Annotated in this window: 17 protein-coding genes and 2 pseudogenes; 12 read left to right on the top strand and 7 right to left on the bottom strand. The window is 68.7% G+C overall.

Annotation, left to right across the window (positions count from 1 at the left end; genetic code table 11):
* The first annotated feature begins 66 nt into the window (after positions 1-66).
* From ABZS80_RS32580 to ABZS80_RS32570, 3 genes and pseudogenes are all read left to right on the top strand, one after another.
* Positions 67-660 carry an RNA polymerase sigma factor gene (locus ABZS80_RS32580; protein WP_355061947.1) on the top strand — a complete coding sequence of 198 codons (594 nt, stop codon included), beginning with the start codon at positions 67-69 and terminating at the stop codon, positions 658-660.
* A complete protein-coding gene (locus ABZS80_RS32575) occupies positions 657-1,772 on the top strand; it encodes a CU044_5270 family protein (protein WP_355061945.1) in 1,116 nt (371 codons plus the stop codon). The genes ABZS80_RS32580 and ABZS80_RS32575 overlap by 4 nt, the downstream gene beginning before the upstream one ends.
* 20 nt (positions 1,773-1,792) lie before the next feature.
* Positions 1,793-2,286 (top strand): annotated as a pseudogene (locus ABZS80_RS32570) (alkaline phosphatase PhoX); the annotation flags it as partial.
* Between the two features lie 201 nt (positions 2,287-2,487).
* Here the strand turns inward: ABZS80_RS32570 and ABZS80_RS32565 are convergent.
* Together ABZS80_RS32565 and ABZS80_RS32560 are read right to left on the bottom strand one after the other, a co-directional pair.
* Positions 2,488-3,447 (bottom strand): CU044_5270 family protein, encoded by a 960-nt coding sequence (locus tag ABZS80_RS32565; RefSeq protein WP_355061943.1) that lies wholly within the window; start codon positions 3,445-3,447, stop codon positions 2,488-2,490.
* Positions 3,444-4,085, bottom strand: a complete 642-nt coding sequence (locus ABZS80_RS32560; RefSeq protein ID WP_355061941.1) for an RNA polymerase sigma factor — start codon at positions 4,083-4,085, stop codon at positions 3,444-3,446. Before ABZS80_RS32560 ends, ABZS80_RS32565 begins: the two co-directional genes overlap by 4 nt.
* 264 nt (positions 4,086-4,349) lie before the next feature.
* Between ABZS80_RS32560 and ABZS80_RS32555 the strand changes: the two genes are divergently transcribed.
* Positions 4,350-4,697, top strand: coding sequence for a hypothetical protein (locus ABZS80_RS32555; protein WP_355061939.1), 348 nt, complete (start codon positions 4,350-4,352; stop codon positions 4,695-4,697).
* Positions 4,698-5,004: 307 nt separating this feature from the next.
* Here the strand turns inward: ABZS80_RS32555 and ABZS80_RS32550 are convergent, their stop codons facing one another.
* The 3 genes from ABZS80_RS32550 to ABZS80_RS32540 all read right to left on the bottom strand — a co-directional run bounded on the left by ABZS80_RS32550 (position 5,005) and on the right by ABZS80_RS32540 (position 7,462).
* Positions 5,005-5,889, bottom strand: a complete 885-nt coding sequence (locus ABZS80_RS32550) for a hypothetical protein (RefSeq protein WP_355061937.1) — start codon at positions 5,887-5,889, stop codon at positions 5,005-5,007.
* Between the two features lie 157 nt (positions 5,890-6,046).
* Positions 6,047-6,178 carry a hypothetical protein gene (locus ABZS80_RS32545; protein ID WP_355061936.1) on the bottom strand — a complete coding sequence of 44 codons (132 nt, stop codon included), beginning with the start codon at positions 6,176-6,178 and terminating at the stop codon, positions 6,047-6,049.
* A 126-nt stretch (positions 6,179-6,304) separates the two neighbouring features.
* Positions 6,305-7,462: a glutathione-independent formaldehyde dehydrogenase gene (locus tag ABZS80_RS32540; protein ID WP_355061934.1), complete on the bottom strand. Its 1,158-nt coding sequence runs from the start codon at positions 7,460-7,462 to the stop codon at positions 6,305-6,307.
* Positions 7,463-7,688: 226 nt separating this feature from the next.
* Between ABZS80_RS32540 and ABZS80_RS32535 the strand changes: the two genes are divergently transcribed.
* Positions 7,689-8,321, top strand: coding sequence for a TMEM175 family protein (locus ABZS80_RS32535; protein ID WP_355061932.1), 633 nt, complete (start codon positions 7,689-7,691; stop codon positions 8,319-8,321).
* Positions 8,322-8,513: 192 nt separating this feature from the next.
* Here ABZS80_RS32535 and ABZS80_RS32530 read toward each other — a convergent pair whose 3' ends face one another.
* Positions 8,514-9,095 (bottom strand): type 1 glutamine amidotransferase domain-containing protein, encoded by a 582-nt coding sequence (locus tag ABZS80_RS32530; RefSeq protein WP_355061930.1) that lies wholly within the window; start codon positions 9,093-9,095, stop codon positions 8,514-8,516.
* A 239-nt stretch (positions 9,096-9,334) separates the two neighbouring features.
* Here ABZS80_RS32530 and ABZS80_RS32525 point away from each other — a divergent pair, with 239 nt between their 5' ends.
* The gene (locus ABZS80_RS32525; protein ID WP_355061928.1) at positions 9,335-10,177 is read left to right on the top strand and encodes an aldo/keto reductase; all 843 of its coding nucleotides are present in this window, start codon (positions 9,335-9,337) and stop codon (positions 10,175-10,177) included.
* Positions 10,178-10,546: 369 nt separating this feature from the next.
* Positions 10,547-10,828 carry an FUSC family protein gene (locus tag ABZS80_RS32520; RefSeq protein WP_355061926.1) on the top strand — a complete coding sequence of 94 codons (282 nt, stop codon included), beginning with the start codon at positions 10,547-10,549 and terminating at the stop codon, positions 10,826-10,828.
* A 9-nt stretch (positions 10,829-10,837) separates the two neighbouring features.
* Here ABZS80_RS32520 and ctaD read toward each other — a convergent pair whose 3' ends face one another.
* Positions 10,838-12,838: a cytochrome c oxidase subunit I gene (gene ctaD / locus ABZS80_RS32515; protein WP_355061924.1), complete on the bottom strand. Its 2,001-nt coding sequence runs from the start codon at positions 12,836-12,838 to the stop codon at positions 10,838-10,840.
* A gap of 1,133 nt (positions 12,839-13,971) precedes the next feature.
* Between ctaD and ABZS80_RS32510 the strand changes: the two genes are divergently transcribed.
* The 5 genes and pseudogenes from ABZS80_RS32510 to ABZS80_RS32490 all read left to right on the top strand — a co-directional run bounded on the left by ABZS80_RS32510 (position 13,972) and on the right by ABZS80_RS32490 (position 19,593).
* Positions 13,972-14,148: a hypothetical protein gene (locus ABZS80_RS32510; protein WP_355061922.1), complete on the top strand. Its 177-nt coding sequence runs from the start codon at positions 13,972-13,974 to the stop codon at positions 14,146-14,148.
* Between the two features lie 68 nt (positions 14,149-14,216).
* Positions 14,217-14,954, top strand: a pseudogene (locus ABZS80_RS32505) (DUF6766 family protein); the annotation flags it as partial.
* Between the two features lie 733 nt (positions 14,955-15,687).
* Positions 15,688-16,794 carry a glycosyltransferase family 4 protein gene (locus ABZS80_RS32500; protein WP_355061920.1) on the top strand — a complete coding sequence of 369 codons (1,107 nt, stop codon included), beginning with the start codon at positions 15,688-15,690 and terminating at the stop codon, positions 16,792-16,794.
* A 974-nt stretch (positions 16,795-17,768) separates the two neighbouring features.
* Positions 17,769-18,380, top strand: a complete 612-nt coding sequence (locus tag ABZS80_RS32495) for an SUKH-4 family immunity protein (RefSeq protein ID WP_355061918.1) — start codon at positions 17,769-17,771, stop codon at positions 18,378-18,380.
* Positions 18,381-19,167: 787 nt separating this feature from the next.
* On the top strand, positions 19,168-19,593 hold the full coding sequence (locus ABZS80_RS32490; protein ID WP_355061916.1) for a VOC family protein: 426 nt from the start codon (positions 19,168-19,170) through the stop codon (positions 19,591-19,593).
* Positions 19,594-19,770 lie beyond the last annotated feature (177 nt).

Raw genomic sequence — 19,770 nt, 5'->3', positions numbered from 1 at the left:
GTGCGGGAACCTGGCGCACCGCACCGGACAAGAACAAGGCGTGACATTTGACGATCGGAGGCGCGCGTGACCCTGCCCCTGACGGACCGCTCGGACGCGGCGCTCGTGGGTGGTCCGCCGGAACTCTTCGGTGAGCTGTTCGAGCGACATTCGGGGTGGCTGTTCGACTACGCCGCCCGCCGGGTCGGCCGGGAGTTGGCCGAGGACCTGGTGTCCGGGACCTTCCTGGTGGCCTTCTCCCGCCGGGCCCGGTACGACCCGTCGGTGCCGAACGCCCGTCCGTGGCTGGCCGGCATCCTCACCAACCTGCTGCGCAACCACCGCCGGACCGAGGTCCGGGGGCTGCGGGCCGTCGCCCGGTCGGGCGTCGATCCGCTCGGCGGGGCGCGGCAGGTCAATGAGGGATTCGCGGACCGGGCCGGCGAACGGCTCGACGCCCAGGCGGCCGGCCGGTGGCTGGCCGGTGCGCTCGCGGCGATGCCCCGCAACCAGCGGGACGTGCTGCTGCTGCACGTGTGGGTCGGGCTGGACTACCCCGAACTCGTTGCGGCGCTCGGCGTACCGCCGGGCACCGTGCGGTCCCGCCTGCACCGGGCCAAGGCCCGGCTGCGCGCGGCCCTTCCGGAACAATTTCTGGCTGAAAGGTCATGGACTAGATGAGCAGAGAACGCGCCGCTGACCGGGACACGACGATGCTCGAAGCGCTCGCCGGGTTCCGCGACGGCCTGACCGGGCCCACCGCGGACGCCACCGAGCGGATGCGGCACACCGTCCTCAACGCGACGCGGCACAGCCCGGCCCGGTACCGGCCGGTCTCTCGCCGACTCCTGCTCGGCTCGGCGACGGCACTGGCGCTGGCCGGGTTGGCCGGCGGCGTGGCGTTGGTGCCCCGTACCGGCGCCCGGCCACCGGCCACCGGTACAGCGATCGGTACGTCAGTCGGGCCCGACGACGGGCCGACCGTGCTGCTGGAACTCGCCGCGCAGCACTCGGCGACCACCGGGGACCTCCGGGTCGCCCCCGGCCAGTTCATTTACCGGCGGACCGAGAGCAATGGCCTGCATGCCTTCCTGGGCGGACCCTGGGGCGCGCAGACCGTGCGTCTTCGGGAAAGGAGCTGGGAGGAGTCCTGGCTGGACCCGCAGGGCATGTTCCCGGTCCGGACCAGGGGTGAGGAGGGCGCCGATGCGCGGCCACTGACTCCCGCCGACCGGAAGATCGCCGAGTCCGCCGGCCTGCTCGGCCAGCCGCCGCACCGGTACGACCGGCCCGACGAGGAGTACCCGGCACGGCGGAAGGAGTTGGCGGTCAAGGGACCGGGCCTGGAGCGGCCGACGCCGGCGTACCTCGGCAGCCTGCCGACGGAGCCGGACCGGCTGCTGGCCGTGCTGCGGTCGGCCGCGGCCGAGAAGTCGCGCACCGACAGCCCCCGGCTCTCGGCCGGGATGCCGACCGATCTGGTGGCCTTCGAACTGGTGGTCGAGCTGTTCCGTGACGCCGGGCCGATCCTGCCGGCCCAGTTGCGTACCGCCCTCTACCGGGCCATCGCGTTGCTGCCCGACCTGCGTCGCGCGCCGGGGCAGGTCGACCTGGGCGGGCGTACCGGTATCTCGGTCACCTACCCGGTCCTGGAGAAGGGGCACTACGAGATCATGCTGGACGCCCGGACCTGCCAGTTCATCGGCGTCCGGGATGGCGCCGCCACGGCGGAGGAGACCTGGACCGTCGTCACGGCGACCGGCGTCGTCGACGCACCCGGCCGGGCTCCCTGACCGGCGCCGGCACCAATAACAACTGCGCCGGCGGCAGGACGCCGTGGAAGGCCTGGCTCTCCTGCGAGGAAGTATCCCCGGGCCGGGTCTTCGAGACATACCCAATCGGCGGGACCTCCGTGGCACGTCCCGCAATGGGCCGGTTCAAGCACGAGGCGGCCGCGGCTGACCCGGTCCGCCGGGTCATCTACCTGACCGAGGACGAGACCGACGGCAAGTTCTACCGCTTCGTGCCGACTGGCGCCGCCCCGCTGACGGGGTCGACAACATCACCGGGTCCACGGCCGGTGACCTGTACGTCGCCGAGGACGGCGGGAACATGGAGATCTGCATGATCACGCCGGACGACAAGATCTCCGTCTTCCTGCGGATCACCGGACAGGACGGTTCGGAGATCACGGGGCCGGCGTTCACCCCTGCCGGGGACCGGCTGTACTTCTCGTCGCAACGCGGCACGACCGGCTCGTCCTCCGGCGGCATCACCTACTGCGTCACCGGGCCGTTCCGCCGATGACCGGCTGCCGGCCGCGCTGACCGACACGGGGCCGCCGGCGGCGGGCGGCCCCGGTCTTCACCGGGGGTCCTTCGCCGACGCGCTCCGCCCGGACGCGCCGGGGCTACGGCCTCCGTTCGTCCCTCCCGACGAACAACCCTGTCGGGAGGGACGAGGGCGCCGGGTGCGGATGCCGCGGGCGGCATCCGCACCCGATGACCGTCAGCCGGGCAGCCGGTCGGTCCACTCCGCGGTCAGCGTGAACATGGCGTCCCCTGGAGTCGAGATTCGGGCCCCGTCCGTCGTGACGAAGAAGTTGGTCTTTCGGATTCGGGCAGTGGCCGGATCGACGACCATCCGGGCCACCGGCTCCCCGTTCAGGCGGATCAGCAGGCCCTGCCCGCCGTCGGTCGCGCCGGTGCTCGTCACGTCGGGGTACGCGGCGACCGCTTGGAAGGCGGCGGCGCGGACCTTGGGCGGGGCGGGCAACTGCGCGAGTAGGGACAGCAGGCCGTCGAAGACCATCTGCTCCCGCATGGCCGCGTCTGGCCGGCCGGCGCTCGTCCGGATGTCGCTGTTACGCACCGACTCGGTCATCCAGCGCTTGAGCGCGGCCGGTTCGGTCGGCAAATGCTGGAGCTGCGCGAAGCTCACCTCGGGGCCGCCCAGCCGGAACGACGCGGCCCCGGGAAGCGCCATCAGGTCGCCGCCGGTCTTCGCACCCCGTACCCAGGTCCCCCCATCGCGCCCGATCCAGGTCTCCCATTCGTAGTCGATGGCAGTCGTCCGCAGGTGCCAGTAGGCGCCCGAGGTGGCGGCCTGCTTCCCGGCGGTCGTGGCGGCGGCGAGCAGGACCTGCTGGCCGGAGGGGCCGGCCGCGACCGGCGCCCGGCCGTCATCCGGGGCGGTGGCGCCACCGGCGCCCGGGGCGCCACCGGTGCCGTCGGACGGCCCGAGGCCGACCAGCATCACGACGGCGGCCGCCGTGGCGGCGGTGAGTGCCGAGGCGAGGATGAGCCGGCGGCGCGGTGCTCGACGCGGCGGCACGGGCGGGCTGGGATGGATCTGGGTCATCACGAACTCCTGGATCAACCGGTGGCGGCCGCTCGGGAGGTCCCGCTCCACCGGCGGCGGCAGCAAACCGGCCAGCTCGCCACGTACGTCGTGCGGGTCGGTGCTCATCGTGAATCCCCCTCGGCGAACCGGACCGCGATCGCGCGGTCGACTGGTACCTGTCCGCGGCCGCCGGCCGGTTCCGGGTTTACCCCGACCTGCCGCAGCTTCCCCGCGGTGACGAGCTTGTGCAGCTTGGTGCGCGCCCGGGACAGCCGGGATCGCACCGTGCCGACCGGCACCCCCAGCGCGGCCGCCGCCTCGGCGTAGTCGAGCCCGGACCAGACGCACAACGCCAGCACCTCACGCTCCGGCTGCCGCAACGCGGCAAGGGCGATGCGGACCAGGGCCAGCCGTTGTCGGTCCCGGATCCGGGCGGCGACCTCCTCGGCGAAGTCCGGCACCACCTCGGCGCGGGGCAGCCGGGACATGGCCGCGGCGTGCCGGCGGGCGGCGCGGCGCACGTTGCGGGCCACATTGGTGGCGATGCCGAGCAGCCAGGAACGCAACGACCCGGCCTCGGCGCCGGCGTCGACCCGGTCCCGCAGCCGCCACGCCTCGAGGAAGGTCAGCGACACCACCTCCTCCGCCACCGACCAGTCCCCGGTCAGACGGAAGCCGTGGTTGTACACCGACCGGGCATGGTCGTCGAACAGGTCCCGGAAGGCGTCCGGATCCCCGGCCCGGATCCGGGCCCGCACAGTCATCTCCACATGCGATACCTGTCCGCTCGGATCGGCGGGTTCCCGGTGCAATTGTGCTCGCCCAGGTGAGAACGAACGCAGCCGAAACTGTCGACTCGTCATTCCGGTCGACGGCGGCATGATCCACGATCGAGTCTGGGGCAGCCGACGGAGCGGCGCCGACCGGGTTTTCGGAGCTTCATCCCCGGCGGACAGAGCCGGGGAGGTGGCCCTACCTGTGGGTGAAAGCACCGAGAACCGGTGCGCCGGCTCGGTCGAGGACGGGCCATGGAGATGATCCTCGGTGCGCAGGACGCGGACGCTGACCTCGCGGAGCGGTATGGGTGGATCAACCGGGCGCTGCCGGACACCGAGCTCGATGATTTCGTAGCCACGCTGGCCCGGCGGATCGCGTCCTTTCCCTCGGCGGGGATTCTGTCCACGAAACGGGCGATCAACGAACTGACACTGGCACCGGTCGACGCCGTGCGCGCCGACGGCCGCCGGTTCCAGGAATTGGTCGCTGCCCTCGAGGTGCAGGACCGCTCGAAGGAGTTGTTCGGCCAGGGCTTTCAGACCCGGGGCCCGCTGGAGCTGTTCGAACGCCTGGAAGGTGCCGAACAGCCGCAGCAGTGACGGGACGAGCAGCAGCGCTCCGGTCGCCAGCACCACGAGCACTCTGGCGAGAACGTCAGGGTGGCCGGCGGCCCGCGAACCGTCAAAGCGGGATGAGTGGCCCCCCGCGCCAAGAGAGCCGCTCCCCACGCCAAGAGGTCGGCGGCGGCGGTGACCCGAACTGCCCGGTACCGGCCGCAGCGAGCTTCCTGCGCCAGAAACCGCAGCACCGATGCCTCCAGCCGCATCGGCCCCCACATCCCACGAAGTGACCCGGAGGATGCCGAGCGAATGGCACATTGGGCATTCAGTGCGACGGCGACGTCGATCAGCTCTGCCGCTGTTGGCCCTGCGGTCCTACCAGCCACGCCGCGACCTGCCTCAGTGGCTGGCTGCTGTTGACCAACTTCATCATCCCTTGCCACGCCGCTCGGGCCGGAGATCCGCCCAGCACGCCGCCCAGACCCCCGCCGCCAGCCGCCGCCACGCGGTTCTGAGCCAGTTGCTGGGTGGTCTGCCCGAGCTGTTGACCGACCTGCTGGGCGCTCTGCTGCAGCGTCTGCGACAGCGGCCCATCGGGCCCCAACGCCTGCTGCGCCGTCTGCCCGACGTGGTCGAGCGTCCGCGCTAGCGGCCCCTGCGGCCCGAGCACCTGCTGAGCTGTCTGCCCGACCTGATTCACGGCAGTATCCACGGTCTTCACCAACGACTCGATGATCTGAGGGTTGCGCTCGATGGTGCGGAGGGCGCTGTCGAGAATGCCGCGGAGTTCCTCGAGCCGAACCTCCAGCATTGCGTCGGCCTCAACGCCCCTAATGTCGATCTTCACCGTGCCGAGGTGCGCCTGGACGCCCACGTCGAGCTGGAGCAGGCTACCCAGCCGGGCTCGCAATGAGACGGAGGCGTCCAGGTTGTCGACCTCGACGTAGATCTGTTCGACCTTGACCTGCGGGAGCTGGAGGACGACGTCCGGATCTGACATCGTCTTGCTGCTGTGCCTGCCAGCCGGCTCGATTAGGCCCTGCTCAGTGCGCTGCGAGACTGCCGGGCGTTCGCCGCGGTCAGCATCCGTCGAGGCATCGGCAGGACCGATGTTCTGGCCCCGACCGGCGACTTGCACGCCCTCCTCGGCGTCGCGCTGCCGATCGACCTGCTCGCGCGGTCGCGCGGGCGACCCCCGTGCGCCCGTGTCCCGGCTCTCCGGTTCGGCCATCCCGCACTCCTCGGGCCTCGCCTAGCATCCGGACCGGATGGAGCCCACCATCGTATGTGGCTCCGATCCTCGGCCCACCCCCTCGGGCCGGGTCGCGGTGTACCCGCGGGCCGATGCATCAAACCGTTCAGGGGTGCGGCCCCGAGGAGACGGCGGATCAGCTGCGCCTGAGAGCGAGGGGCGAGCAGGCGAGCAGCCGCTCCACCCGTGCCCGCGCTCGCGACGATCCCATCGACAGGTCGGCGTGCCAGGACCGCTCCGTGTCGTCGTTGCCGGCCACGAGGATCATGCCGGTTGCGCTGGTGACCCCTGCTTGGTGGTCGCCAGTTTGTCATCCCCATCTCAGTCGCACCGATGACGGCTCCGATGTCGGCCCGGCGCTGGCTTCCCGCAACCGCGGGATCCACGCATCGAGTCAGCCGCGACCGTCGGGGTGCAGCAGCACTTTGGTCCAGCCCTCCACTCGGCGGTCGAAGTTCTCGTAGCCCTGCGGCGCCTCGTCCAGCGTCAGCTCGTGGGACACGATGAACGAGGGTTTCGCCTTGCCACCGGCGATGAGGTTCATCAGCTGGCGGTTGTAGTTCTTGACATTGCATTGACCAGCTCCCATGGACTGTCCCTTGAACCAGAACATGCCGTAGTCGAACGGCACCTTGCCCTGCTTCTGCAGGGGGTCCGGGCTGCCCGGGTCCTGTGGGGTGAAGACGCCGACCACGCCCAGCGTTCCGCCGAACTTCACCGAGTGCACCAGGTTGTTCACCGACATCCCGGACTGCTCCTGACCCTGGGGGTCGTGCGCCTGGTAACCCACGCACTCGCAGCCCCGGTCCGCGCCGATCCCACCGGTCAGCTCCTTGATCTGGTCCACCGGCGATCCCTTGGAGTCGTCGATCGGGACGGCACCGATCTGTTCCGCCAGGCGCAGCCGGTCGGGGTGGCGGTCGACCACCATGACCTTGCCGGCTCCCTGGATGGTGGCGGACATGGCGGCCATCAGGCCGACGGGCCCCGCGCCGTAGATCGCCACACTGTCGCCGGGCTGCACGCAGGCGAGCCGGGTCGCGTGCCAGCCGGTGGGGAAGATGTCGGCGAGCATCACGTAGTCGCGCTGCCGCTGCACGTCGCGGGCGTCCGGCGGCAGGACCAGGCAGTTGAAATCGGCCCACGGCACCCGGAGCAACTCCGCCTGGCCACCGTTGTACGGGCCCATGTCCGCGTAGCCGTAGGCGGCACCGGCCATGCCGGGCGCGGGGTTGGCCACGAGACAGAATGCGGTGAGGCCCTTGTTGCAGTTCTCGCAGAAGCCACACGAGACGTTGAAGGGCAGGCATACCATGTCGCCGACCTTCACGAGATCGACTCCGTCGCCGACCTCGATCACCTCGCCGAGGTTCTCGTGCCCGAGCACCCGGCCCGGATGGATGTCCGTGCGTCCGTCGTACATGTGCAGGTCAGAGCCGCAGATGTTGGTCGTGGTGATCCGAACGAGAGCGTCCGTCGGTCGCTCTATCCGGGCATCCGGCACCTGCTTCACGCTCACCGTCTTCGGTCCGTCGTAGACAACAGCCTTCATTCGTGCCCCGTGATGCCGGCTTGTCCGAGATGCCAGGAGCTCCTGGCACCCAGATTGTGGCCCTCCGCTACGCCGCCTAAGCCATGATCCGCACTATTGATCCGCACTATTGATTCGCATGGTTGGCGGCCGTAACCGGCTGTTTGCCGCGGACGCCCTCGGGTAGCCGTGCTCGGTGAGCGGGCCAGAAACCGACCTCGGCACGAGGTCGGACACCAGCCGTGCCGTGGCGTTCAGCGACGCCATCTTCGCCATCATCATCACGCTGCTGGTCCTGGACCTCCGGGTGCCGAACGTCCCCCCCGGCCGCCTCCTGTCCGGACTGCTCAACCAGTGGCCGGCATACCTCGCCTATCTCGCGTCCTACTCGTACGTGGCCGTCGTCTGGCTCAACCACAAGGCGGCATTCAACCGCATCCAACAAACTGATCGCGGCCTGCACTGGATGAACCTTCTGGTGCTGTTCACCACGGCGCTGCTGCCGTTTCCGACCATCGTCGTGTCGCACGCCCTGCAGGAGCACGACAACGCGGACCAGCGGGTGGGCATCGCCTTCTACGCGCTGATCGGCGCGTCCCTGTGCGCGACGTGGCTGGCGTTCTACCACTACCTGGCCCGGCACCCCGACCTGCTGAAGGAACAGGTCCAGCAGAGGTTCTTCCGCGTCGAACGGATCCGGGCCCTCGCCGGAGTCCTCCTGTACGCCCTCGCAGGGGTCCTCGGCTACCTGGTGACGCCGCTGGTCGGCCTTGCCATCTTCCTCCTCCTGCCCGCCTTCTACGCCGTCACCAGCGCCGGCCTGTACCAGTTTGGGGTGACCCGCCGCATCACCCATCGCCCTCCGCCACCATCCGGCTGAGGGAGGGCGAACCGCGGTGCTCCTTCGCGGTTGGTCGCACCCTTGGCCGCGGCACGGGCGATTTGCTGCTCAAGGTCGGCCGGTGGAAGAGGGCGAAAGCATCCCAGGCGGGGCCAAGATCGGTTGGCGGGATATCCGCCGGGCCGGGGCTCCGGGCCGGGCTGATTCTCCCGGCCTGGAGCCCCCACCGGGTCAGGCTGTCGCCATCTGGCGGACGTGCCTGCCCTCGGCGAACTCCTCGACCATCTTCGCGCAGAAGGCCGGAAGGTCGCTGGGGCTGCGGCTGGTGACCAGGCCGTTGTCAACCTGTACCTGTTGGTCCACCCAGTTCCCGCCCGCGTTGCGGATGTCGGTGCGTAGGCTGGGGAACGAGGTGACTGTCCGGCCGTTCACCATCCCGGTCTCCACCAACGACCAGGGGCCGTGGCAGATCGCTGCCACCGGCTTCTGTTGCTGGAAGAACGCCCGGACGAAGTCCATCGCCTGCGGGTTCATCCGGAGCCGGTCGGGGTTGACCGTCCCGCCCGGCAGCAGCAGGGCGTCGTAGTCGGCCGCGTTGGCCTCGTTCACGGTCCGGTCCACCCGATAGCGGTTAGCCGGGTTGATGTCCTGGTTCATTGACTGAATCTCGCCGGAATCCAATGAGATCAGGTGGACTTCGGCCCCCGCCTGCTCTGCGGCGGCCCGGGACTGGGTGTACTCCACGTCCTCCACCCCGTCGGCGGCGAGGCAAGCGACTCGCTTGCCGGTCAGTGGCTGCTGGCTCTGCGCCATTTCTGCGGCCTCCCCCTTCGCGGCGCCGCCCCGTCGGCGGCGCATCGTTCGCTCGCGGTCGCCTTCCCGGTGCCGGCACCGGGAAACAGGCCGGAGAACGCCGCTCGAGGGCGGACAGTCGGGCACATTCCCGCTGCACAGCGAGGGCCTGCGCGGAGAAAGGTCCGCACCGAGGTGTGCTGCCTGTCGTAGTGGGTAACGCAGGCAACCACTGGTACCCAGGCTCCGGAAAGGTCGACATGACCCTCGCTGCCGCCGCGATCGAGCTACCGTCCGGCCAGACCATGCCCGTGCTCGGCCAGGGGACCTGGTATCTGGGCGAGCGCCCCGGGAGGCGGCAGGACGAGATTGCCGCCCTACGCGCCGGGCTCGACCTGGGCATGACCATGATCGACACTGCGGAGATGTACGGTGACGGCGCCTCCGAGGAACTCGTCGGCGAGGCGATCATCGGGCGACGCGCCGACGTCCTTCTGGTCGATAAGGTGCTGCCGTCCAACGCCAGCCGACGGGGAACCGTGCAGGCCTGTCGCCGCAGCCTGCAACGACTCGGCGTCGACCACATCGACCTCTACCTCCTGCACTGGCGGGGCACGCATCCACTCGCGGAGACCATCGAGGCGTTCGGCGAACTCGTCGACGCCGGCGACATTGGGCAGTGGGGCGTGAGCAACTTCGATCTTTCTGACATGACGGATCTACTCGAGGCGGGCGGGAACTCCTGCGCGACCAACCAGATCCTGTACAACCTCACCCGCCGGGGTCCCGAGTACGACCTGCTGCCGTGGCTACGCGAGCACGGAATCCCGGTGATGGCGTACTCGCCGATCGAGCAGGGCCGACTGCTCGGCCATCCCCAGGTCGCGGAGGTCGCCGCCCGGCACGGGGCCACGCCCGCTCAGGTGGCGCTGGCCTGGCTACTGCGGCAGGAGAGTCTTGCGGCCATCCCTCGATCGTCCAACCCGGAACACACCCGGGAGAACGCGGAAGCTCGCGACCTGCAGCTGAGTGAGGAGGAAGTGGCGGCACTCGACACGGCGTTCCCGCCGCCGGCCGGCCCGCAACCGTTGGAGATGTTGTAGGGTCGCCAACCTCGGATTCGCTGCTCAAGCGCATGCCACAGCAGGTAAATGCGGCGCGGGCGAGCGGTTCCGCCGGCCCCGGTGGCACCTTCGATCGTGCTGCCAGGGACTGGACGGACTCGGTGTCGTTCTCCCCGGACCTCTCGAATCGGATTGCGGCAACCGCAGATGTTCACCGTGCTTCCTTACTGCTGATTTCTTGACGCCTGCTTCGGGTAGTCACCCGCATGACTGCTGCCCAGGAGCGCGCGCCCGGTCCGGCCGACGACCTTGACGCCCTAGCCAACAAGCCCTGCGGGTGGGAGAGCGGGCCCGCGAGCGTGGCCGTCGGGGTGGCGGGTTCGGCGGCGCCTGACGTACGTCATCCTGGTGATCGCGGTGCAGGCAGGGTTGGCTGCGGCGTTGTCCTGGGTCATCGGGCATGACGTGTTGGGCAACCCTGCGCCGGTGTTCGCTCCGTCCGCGGCGGTCGGCACGATCGTCGCCACAATCGGGCAGCGGGTCCGACGAACCGCGCAGTCGCTGATCGGCGTGGGAATCGGAATCCTCATCGGGAACGCTCTGCTCTACACCCTCGGCCCAGCGCCCGTGCAGATCGGTCTAGCGGTCGCTGTCGCGATCGCGTCTGCGCTCACGACCGGGCAGTGGTGACCCGCTCCCTCACGTTCTCTCGCCGTCCTCATCGCCCGGATGGCGCCACTGAGGCGGCGCCTGCTCGCTCCGTTGAGAGTCCAGCGGGTTCTCGTCGGCTTCCGTGGTCCGCTCGAAGCTCGGGCGGCGGGTCTCGTCCGGCTCGGGTACCTCGACGGGGCGGGCGCCGGACTGCGGAATCCCTCGGTATCTGGCCGCGGCCTCGGCGCCGTGGGCGCCCTCGACACTGGGCGACTCCGGCACATGCCGTTCGCGGTGCAGTTCGTCGTGGAGTTGCTGCGGCGGCTTGGCGGCGCGTTGCGGCAGGTCACGGCCGAGGTTGGCGACCAGGGGTCCGTACTTGGCGTCGAAGGCGGGGCGTTCGGAGCGGATGCGGGGCATGCGGTCGAAGTTGCGCAGCGGGGGCGGGCAGGTGGTGGCCCATTCCAGGGAGTTTCCGTATCCCCAAGGATCGTCGACGGAGACGGCGGCGCCGAAACGCCAGGACTTCCAGACGTTGTAGATGAAGAACAGGGTGGACACACCGAGCACGAACGACCCGATCGTGGAGACGGTGTGCATGGTGGTGAAGCCGTCCTGCGGAAGGTAGTCGGCGTAGCGGCGAGGCATTCCGCGGTTGCCCAGCCAGTGGTGGACCAGGAAGGTGGTGTGGAAACCGACGAACATGGTCCAGAAGTGGACCTTGCCAAGCCGTTCGTCGAGCAGCCGCCCGGTCATTTTCGGAAACCAGAAGTACACGCCCGAGAACGCAGCGAAAACGATGGTGCCGAAGAGCACATAGTGGAAGTGCCCTACGACGAAGTAGCTGTCGTGGACGTGGAAGTCGACCGGCGGGCTGGCCAGCAGCACGCCGGTGAGGCCACCGAAAAGGAACGTGACGAGGAACCCGATGGCGAACAGCATCGGGGTCTCGAAGGTGAGTTGGCCCTTCCACATCGTGCCGATCCAGTTGAAGAACTTCACCCCGGTGGGCACGGCGATGATGAAGGTGGTCGCCGAGAAGAAGGGCAGGAGGACCTGGCCGGTGGCGAACATGTGGTGCGCCCACACGTTCAGGGAGTAGAAGAAGATCACCCACAGCGCGAGGACCATGCCCTTGTAGCCGAACAGTGGTTTTCGGGAGAAGACCGGGATGACCTCGCTGATGATGCCGAAGAACGGCAGGGCGACGATGTAGACCTCGGGATGGCCGAAGTACCAGAACAGGTGCTGATAGAGGATAGGACCACCGGTGGTCGCGTCATAGATGTGGCTGTCGAGCAGCCGGTCGGACAGCAGCGCGAGAAGCGTCGCCGACAGCAGCGGGAACACCACGATCGCCATCAACGCGGTGATCAACATGGCCCAGGTGAACAGCGGCATCCGCCACATCGTCATCCCCGGGGCACGCAGGGTCAGGATGGTGGTGATCAGGTTGACCGACCCGAGGATGGTGCCGACGCCCGAGAGCACCAACCCAATGACCCACAAGTTACCGCCAACCCCTGGTGTGTGCGCAGCCTGGCTCAGCGGCGGGTAGGCCGTCCATCCGAAGTCCGCAGCACCTTCCGGGGTGATGAAGGAGCCGAGCACCATCAGGCCGCCGAACAGGTACAGCCAGTAGGCCAACGCGTTCAGCCTGGGGAAGGCGACGTCAGGCGCGCCGATCTGCAGGGGTACGAGATAGTTGCCGAACGCGAAGGCGAGGGGGGTGGCGAACAGGAACATCATGATCGTGCCGTGCGAGGTGAAGAGCTGGTTGTACTGCTCCGGAGAGAGGAACTGCATCCCCGGGCGGGCGAGCTCGCCGCGCATGAGCAGCGCCTCGATGCCCGCGGCGATGAAGAAGAAGAACGACGAGATCAGGTAAAGCAAGCCGATCTGCTTGGCATCGGTCGTGGCAAGCAGCCTGAGCAGGGTGTTACCCGGCACCGGTCGACGAAGTGGCCCCGGATAGCCACCGAACGCCGCCGGGGCCAGAACCGCCGGTTGACTACTCGGAGCAGGCCCAAGACTCGCCGGCTTTGCCATGACTCGCTCCCAGACCCGGGTCGGTAAGACGCTCACGATCCTAAGCACTTGAATCCCCGCGAAGGGGCACTTCTCCGGCAAAATGCCTGGACTGATACTCAGCGTGAGGTCAGGCTGGCCGTCCTGCGCCCGCCCACTGCCGGCGACGTCGTCGCGCCGTGGAAGACGACGGGCGACAGCGAGCCCGACGGGCGGACTGGCCGCCCGCTGTGGTCTGCCGCACCGTGGGCGCTCGCGGCGGTACGCAGGACCGCGAGTACGACAAGACTGATCGCTCGTACCGACCGACTGCGGGGCGGAGGCGTTCGCCCGCGTGGATGGAGGAGTCGCGGGATCCGCAGTTCCGCGAAGAACTGGCGGGGTGAATCGCGGTCCGTGACGCTGGGTGCTGGCCGGTGTCTGGATCGTTGCGCTCAGTGATTGACCAGGCGGGCGGCTGACCATGCTGGGTGGCCGGTTAGTAGTGTCATTCGACGGGAAGGTGCGATTCGACCGCCTGTACCAGCGACTGACCGGATACTCGTCACTGTGAATCAGGCAGACGCACTCACCCTCGATCGACGACGGGGCGCAGAGGACGGCAGGTGAGAGAGGTCGAGCACGGCCCGTAGGCATGACGCGCCGAGGGTGTGTTCGGCCAGCCCGACGGAGACGGTGGCGGCGCCCTTGATATGGAGGGACAACGCCCATCATCGGCTTGGAGGAGGCAGTGGGGCGATCAACGATGGGGCATGGCGCCTCCTCCCGACAGTGTTCGGTCGAGCTGGCGGCTTCGCGCTCCCGGTGTTGCTGACCCCGCTCGGCATCCTGTCACCGCGTCCCCTCGCCCGAGCGCTCACCCGTGCACCAGAGCCGGGCTGGCCGTCCAGGGCAGCCGGCTCCCGCGCTGTCGGCCTGACCAGCCCAGCGCTCGCACCGCCCGCGATCCGCATCCGCATCCGCGCCCGCCTGCGGCGCAGCCCCAGAGCTTTCGCCTGCGCTCGATTGGTGATCGGATTACGGGTCGGGGCGCGCCGGGCGGAGGTGTGCACCGCACCGTGCCGGCGGTGGTGGGCGCGGCCTTGGCAGTAGTGACCGTGGGATGTGGCCCGGTGAATGCCCGGAGTGACGCGGCGGCTGGCGTCGCTGTGCGGATGCTGACCGCCGTCGCCGAGAAGGACGGGGCCGCGGCCTGCTCTCTGCTCGCGCCCGATACGGCAGCCGAGCTTGAGTACTCCGTTGACAAGCCGTGTGCCGAGGCGATCCTGGACGAGGACCTGCCCGGGCCGGGCTCGGTCTCCGCCAGCGAGGTGTACGGCCAGTGGACGTAGGTGCGACTCGAGGGCGAGACCGTCTTCCTCGCCGTCTTCCCCACTGGCTGGCGCGTGGTCGCCGCCCGGTGCACCACCCGCAGCGACGGGCCCTACGACTGTGTGCTGCGGGGAGATTGAGTCATGCGATCCCAGTTCGCGCTGATGCTGTTCGTGATCGCACTGGGCCTGACCTACTTCTGCGTGCTGGGGGTGCTGCATCGGTGAGGAAGTTCCTGCGCGAGAACTCCCTCGGTCTGGTGTTCGGTCTGCTGTTCCTCGCCGCGCTGGTCGGCCAGGCTTTCGCCGGAAATGCCGACTTCAACCGGCAGCAACTGAACGAAGGCCTGCAGCCAATCTCGCTCGGCCGCTACCTCACGTCGGGGAGTTTCGCCGTCAACGTCACCGAGAACTGGCAATCGGAGTACGTGCAGTTCTTCCTCTACATTTTCCTTGCCGCCTGGTTGCTGCAGAAGGGCTCGCCGGAGTCCGAGGAACTCGACAAGGCTGGCCGCGAGTCGGACGAGGACCAGCTGGTCGGCGCGCATGTTCCCGCCACCTCGCCAGCATGGGCCCGGGTCGGTGGCCTGCGGCAGGCGCTGTACTCCCACTCGCTGGGCCTGGTTTTCGGCGCAATCTTCATGGCGTCGTGGTTGGCCCAGTCCATGGCAGGGGTCGCCGCGTACAACGAGCAGCAGCTCGGCAACCTGCAAGACCCGGTGTCGTGGGGTCAGTACCTACTCCAGCCCGACTTCTGGAACCGCACACTGCAGAACTGGCAATCGGAACTACTGGCCGTCTCCTCGATGGTCGTCCTGTCGATCTACCTGCGACAGCGGGGATCCTCCCAGTCCAAGTCGGTCGGCGCGGCGCACACTTCCACCGAATGGAAGGCTGAGCGGCGTAGCCCTAGCCTCGCGCGGCACCGTAACGGTGCCACGAAGTCCTACCGTTTGGAGTGGGCGCAGCAGATGAGGGCGCAGGCGAGGCTGAGAAAGGGGTTCGTGGACGTTGTCGCGGTTCCCAGCGGATGCCTAGGTGGCGGGACCAGTTCAGCCAGGCTGAGCGACGACTTACCAGGAGACTCCGGCGCCTCGCAGTATGTGGGCGGCGCGGCGCCGGCGGGCAGGGTCTGGGTGATCGGAAGCAAGTGCCAAATGCGCCGCGTCGGCGAGGGGCACGCACACGAAGGCCGAATCGCCAGCGCGAAATCCATGATGTTCCACTGCAGGACCCGGGCGTGGAGCCTTGCCCCACCCCAGATGGCCTGCGCATTGTCTCGCCAGCAGTGTTGGCGCCGCCGTGGATACTCAGATACTGAACGACCGGTCAGTCGGTATTTTGCTAGACGTAATCGCGGTCCGCTCCGGAAGCCTCCGCACAGCCCGGGCGACGGCCTCGTCTGGGTGACACCGACCTCACCGATCAATCAGCCAGCAACCAGAGTGAGTGAACGGGTCGGTCCTGGGGAAGCCCCTGAGGCCCGGCCCAGGCGGCCCCTCCGGTCCGCCGCGCACAGCTCTGCCGGGCGGCGAATGCGCGACGGGCGGGAGGTAAGCAATGGCGAGCAGGAACAAAGCCTGCGAAAACCGCCGATCACTGCGAATTGCGATGCTGGTGCCGCCGTGGTACGAGGTCCCTCCGCCGGGCTACGGCGGTGTAGAGCAGGTGGTTGCCGGGTTGGTGGATGCCCTCGTGGATCGGGGGCACGACGTGACCCTATTCGGCGCCGGCGCGGAGACCGGTACCCAGGCCCGACTCGAGGCTACCGTTGGGGAGCCGCAGATTGAGCGCCTCGGCGAGTTCCTGCCGGAGGTAGCGCACGTCGCCCGAGCCAACCGGATGATCGAGGCCGGCGGGTTCGACGTCGTGCATGACCACACCGTGGTCGGGCCGCTCACGGCCGAGCGGCGGAGCGTCCCCACGGTGGCGACGGTGCATGGTAGCCCGATCGACGAGTACGGCGACGTACTGCGCTCGCTCTCCTCCGGCGTCCGGCTGGTCGCGATCTCCGACGCCCAACGCCGATTGGCCCCCGCACTGCCCTGGTACGGCACCGTGCACAACGGTATGGTCCTCGACGGCTTGAACGATCGGCCGACCGGCTCGGCGGCCGGCCGGGCAGGGGGGCCGGTGCTCTGGCTCGCCCGATTCAGCGCCGAGAAGGCGCCCGAGCTGGCAATCGAGGCATGTCGGGCGGCCGGGTTGCCCTTGGTGCTGGCCGGCAAGTGCGTCGAGCCGTTTGAGCAGGAGTACTTCCGCACGGTGGTCGAGCGGATGCTTGGCCCGGACGTGGAACTGATCCTTAACCCGGACCGGGCGGCGACGGCACGGCTCCTGCTGTCCGCCAGGTGCCTCATCATGCCCATCCAGTGGGAGGAGCCATTCGGGATGGTGGTAATCGAGGCGATGGCTGCCGGAACGCCGGTGGTGACGTTGAATCGGGGAGCCATGCCCGAACTGGTGCAGGACGGCGTCACGGGCTTCGTCCGGGACGACCCCAGCGATCTCCCACAGGCCCTGCACGACGCCGCCCGCCTCAGTGAGCGGGCCTGCCGGGAGCACGTCAGCATGAACTTTTCGACCGAGCGGATGGCCGAAGGATACGAACTGGTTTACGCGGACAACCGCAACGCACCTCTGCTCGCTCGGGCACAAATCCTTTAATGATCTTGGCCTGAGCATTGAGGGAAGACGAGGATGGGCGACGACCCGCGGAGTGACATGAACCTTGGAATCTCCCGCAGATAGATCGGACGCCGCCAGCGCCAGGTGTTGATCGACCGGAACGACAGCAGACGTCCCCAGTGGCCTTGCCCGCTCGATGCCTACCTGCGGCAAGCCCTCACCGACCGCGTCCACCAGACGGCCGACCTGCATGCCGGGATCCTGGCCCTCAGATACCAGAGCATGCGGGCCGCGTGGCGTTGGTGGGTGCTCGCCGTACCGCCCGCCGTGGCCGCTTCCAGCGGGGTCGCTCCAGCCGCGGCCGGGTTCTGCGGAGGTTGGCCGGAGCCGCAGCGTCCTGTTCAGACGCCATGGTCCCGCTGCTGTCCGCCGCGCGGCTGACCGGGACACCGTCGGCGATGGCGGTGGCCACCCTCAGCCACGACGCGGGTCCCGACGACCTGTGGGTGGGGACCGAATTCCTCCGAACCTACGCCGGTGACGGCGCACGACGAGCAATGAACGACCTGCGGGGGCTCGTCGGTCGTTGTCCCACCCTCGTCGTGTCCTCCGATCTTGGTGTCGGCGGCAGGTACCGCTTCGCCGCGGCACCACGGCCCCGCGAGGCGATCAAAGTGCTCACCTCAGCTGCCGCACAACGTCCGGCTCCGGCACGCTGGAAGGGGACAGCGCACTCGTCCGGTTCGGAGCCGCTCAGGTGGTCGTCAACGAGGAGAGTAACCAGCCGGGCGGCGACAGGTACCTCATCCAGCTCCCGAAGCGGCGGTCCGGAGGTTCCAGACGACCGGACGCTGAACGGCCGCGCCGAAAAAGTGACCGGTGGGCAGCGAGACGCCCGGGCAGAGAGCACCAGCTCGACGGTACGAAACGGCATGGGCGACCCTGGTGGTGATCCCTTCCGCCCACTGATACGTCCGCGGCGCCCGTGCCGCCGGGAGTTTGGAGTTCCGGCAGTGCTTTTCGACATCACCCGCAGCGAACTCGTCGACATCTTCGGCGAAGACCGGCTCTCGTCCCTGCCCGCCACCGCCTTCCCGGCCGCCGCCGCGGGCACCGGCGGCGCCCGCCTCCTGCAGACCGTCGGCGTCCCCACCGGTACGCTCTGGCTGCGCGGGTCCGGCGAGGACGCCGGCCGGCTGCCCCTCGTCCAGGACGTCGTCGACGTCGAGGACTTCGAGGACGCCTCGGAGGACGCGGGCGAATGGCCCGTCATCGGCTGGCTGCTCAACGCCCACCTCGCCCTCGATCCGGGTACCGGCAGGGTGTACGCCTTCGGCGCCGACGAGGAGACCGTGCAGGAACTTCACACGGACGTCTCCTCCCTCGTCCAGGTCACCGCGCGGTTCCAGCGCCTGCTCGACGAGTTCAGCTTCAGCGGCGGCGACGAGGTGGCCGGCTTCGAGCGACTCGAGCGCGAGGTCGAGCGGATCCGTCACGAGACGAGCAGCCGTGACCCGCTCCCGTTCTGCGACGACGAGACCGTCTGGGCAGTGGTCGGCGACGAGATCGCCATGGGGCAACGCTTCACGGGCAACAGCCCGGGAGCCCGCTCCCTCTACGGGTGACGGCTCCGGAAACGGATCGGACGCCGGTCAACGGCCGGTACGGCCTGCCCGGGAGGAGTCGGCTTGACGGGTAGGCCCTAGACTGCGCCGACATGACGAGAGCCGCCGAGGAGAGCATCGGGCCGTTCCGCGTCGCGATCCCGGACGGCGATCTGGGCGACCTGTGGCACAGTCTCGACCGAAGTTCTTCGGCTCGACCAGTGGAACCATCCCGACGTGGCAAGCGGGCTACGTCCCAGCGAGTCTGAGGCCTTCCAACAGGTCGCGGATGCCCTAGCGACCGGCGACCTTGGCAAGTACGCGCCCAGCATGCCTCCCAACACGCACTGGTCGAGCTGGCCGGAATCGGGAAACCTGTAGCCAGGTCACTACGCGGACGACACCGTCTGGTTCACCACCAAGGGCGACAACCGATGTGGCAGGTCAACCTGGCCGGCGCCGTCCAAGGCCGGCGGTCACTGGGCCACAAGCCCGGCGAACTGTGGGCACGAATCCCAACAGCCTCCACCTGGCTTCTGCACGAACAGCAACTCGACTGGAGGGCTCGTGACCGGGGAAGTGCAGCAGGTCCTGTCGCCTCGCCCCCGGCCCGCACCGGCCCATTGACCAGAATCGTCCTAACAGCGGCCGCTCGGCCTGCCACCCTCGGTCACCTCGGCGACGAGCGCTCCGTGGCAAATCAAGACGAACGCACGGTTTGCGGCATGAGCGACGTTCGGCGGGCCACCCCGCCGCACGTCGCGCCGCCGGGGGTGGATCGTCCGCGACCGCTCGTACCATGGCCGGCATGGCCATCGCTCGCTTCCCCAGCATCGTCATTGACTGTTCCGATCCTGGTGCACTCGCAAGGTTCTACGGCGCAATGTTGGATTGGAAGGTTGACGTCTCGTCCGACTGGGCTGAGGTCCGCGCGGAGTACGGTCAGTGCATCTCCTTCCAGCAGGTAGATGGGTACAGCCAGCCGGTGTGGCCAACCCAGGAGCTTCCCCAGCAGATGCACCTCGATGTGATCGTTGACGACCTCGACGCCGCCGAGGCGGCAGTGCTCGATCTTGGCGCAACCAAACACCCACACCAACCCCGGTACCTCCTTCCGGGTCTTCCTCCACCCGGCAGGTCACCCCTTCTGCCTCTGTGTGAACTGATCCGGGCGGGCGGCTCTGTCAAGGTGAGCTCACGCTCAGACGAGCGGGATGGCGCCGGGCAGGCGTAGTCCGGGGGCTATCGGCGAGACAGCCCTCAGTCTGATTCCCCAGCGGCGTCAATCTGAGTCAGTCAGTCGGTCAGGACGGGCGCTAGTAGTGCTTTGTTAGGTTCGGCGGCGTTTGTTGAGGTGTAGCGGTTTCACGCGTTGGTGGCAGGTGATGCAGGCGCCGGTCCAGGTCGCGAG

The sequence above is a fragment of the Micromonospora sp. NPDC005305 genome, assembly GCF_040607315.1.
GTDB lineage: Bacteria > Actinomycetota > Actinomycetes > Mycobacteriales > Micromonosporaceae > Micromonospora.
Note: the sequence above shows the minus strand (reverse complement) of the source record. Positions and strands in the feature narration are given on the sequence as shown.

Bases quoted from the DNA above. Each gene is read 5' to 3' on its own strand.
- ctaD (WP_355061924.1), bottom strand. From the start codon at position 12,838: ATGGCAAAGCCGGCGAGTCTTGGGCCTGCTCCGAGTAGTCAACCGGCG.
- ABZS80_RS32525 (WP_355061928.1), top strand. From the start codon at position 9,335: ATGACCCTCGCTGCCGCCGCGATCGAGCTACCGTCCGGCCAGACCATG.
- ABZS80_RS32545 (WP_355061936.1), bottom strand. From the start codon at position 6,178: ATGATCCTCGTGGCCGGCAACGACGACACGGAGCGGTCCTGGCACGCC.
- ABZS80_RS32565 (WP_355061943.1), bottom strand. From the start codon at position 3,447: ATGAGCACCGACCCGCACGACGTACGTGGCGAGCTGGCCGGTTTGCTG.
- ABZS80_RS32530 (WP_355061930.1), bottom strand. From the start codon at position 9,095: ATGGCGCAGAGCCAGCAGCCACTGACCGGCAAGCGAGTCGCTTGCCTC.
- ABZS80_RS32550 (WP_355061937.1), bottom strand. From the start codon at position 5,889: ATGGCCGAACCGGAGAGCCGGGACACGGGCGCACGGGGGTCGCCCGCG.
- ABZS80_RS32575 (WP_355061945.1), top strand. From the start codon at position 657: ATGAGCAGAGAACGCGCCGCTGACCGGGACACGACGATGCTCGAAGCG.
- ABZS80_RS32540 (WP_355061934.1), bottom strand. From the start codon at position 7,462: ATGAAGGCTGTTGTCTACGACGGACCGAAGACGGTGAGCGTGAAGCAG.
- ABZS80_RS32560 (WP_355061941.1), bottom strand. From the start codon at position 4,085: ATGACTGTGCGGGCCCGGATCCGGGCCGGGGATCCGGACGCCTTCCGG.
- ABZS80_RS32555 (WP_355061939.1), top strand. From the start codon at position 4,350: ATGGAGATGATCCTCGGTGCGCAGGACGCGGACGCTGACCTCGCGGAG.
- ABZS80_RS32500 (WP_355061920.1), top strand. From the start codon at position 15,688: ATGGCGAGCAGGAACAAAGCCTGCGAAAACCGCCGATCACTGCGAATT.
- ABZS80_RS32490 (WP_355061916.1), top strand. From the start codon at position 19,168: ATGGCCATCGCTCGCTTCCCCAGCATCGTCATTGACTGTTCCGATCCT.
- ABZS80_RS32510 (WP_355061922.1), top strand. From the start codon at position 13,972: ATGCTGACCGCCGTCGCCGAGAAGGACGGGGCCGCGGCCTGCTCTCTG.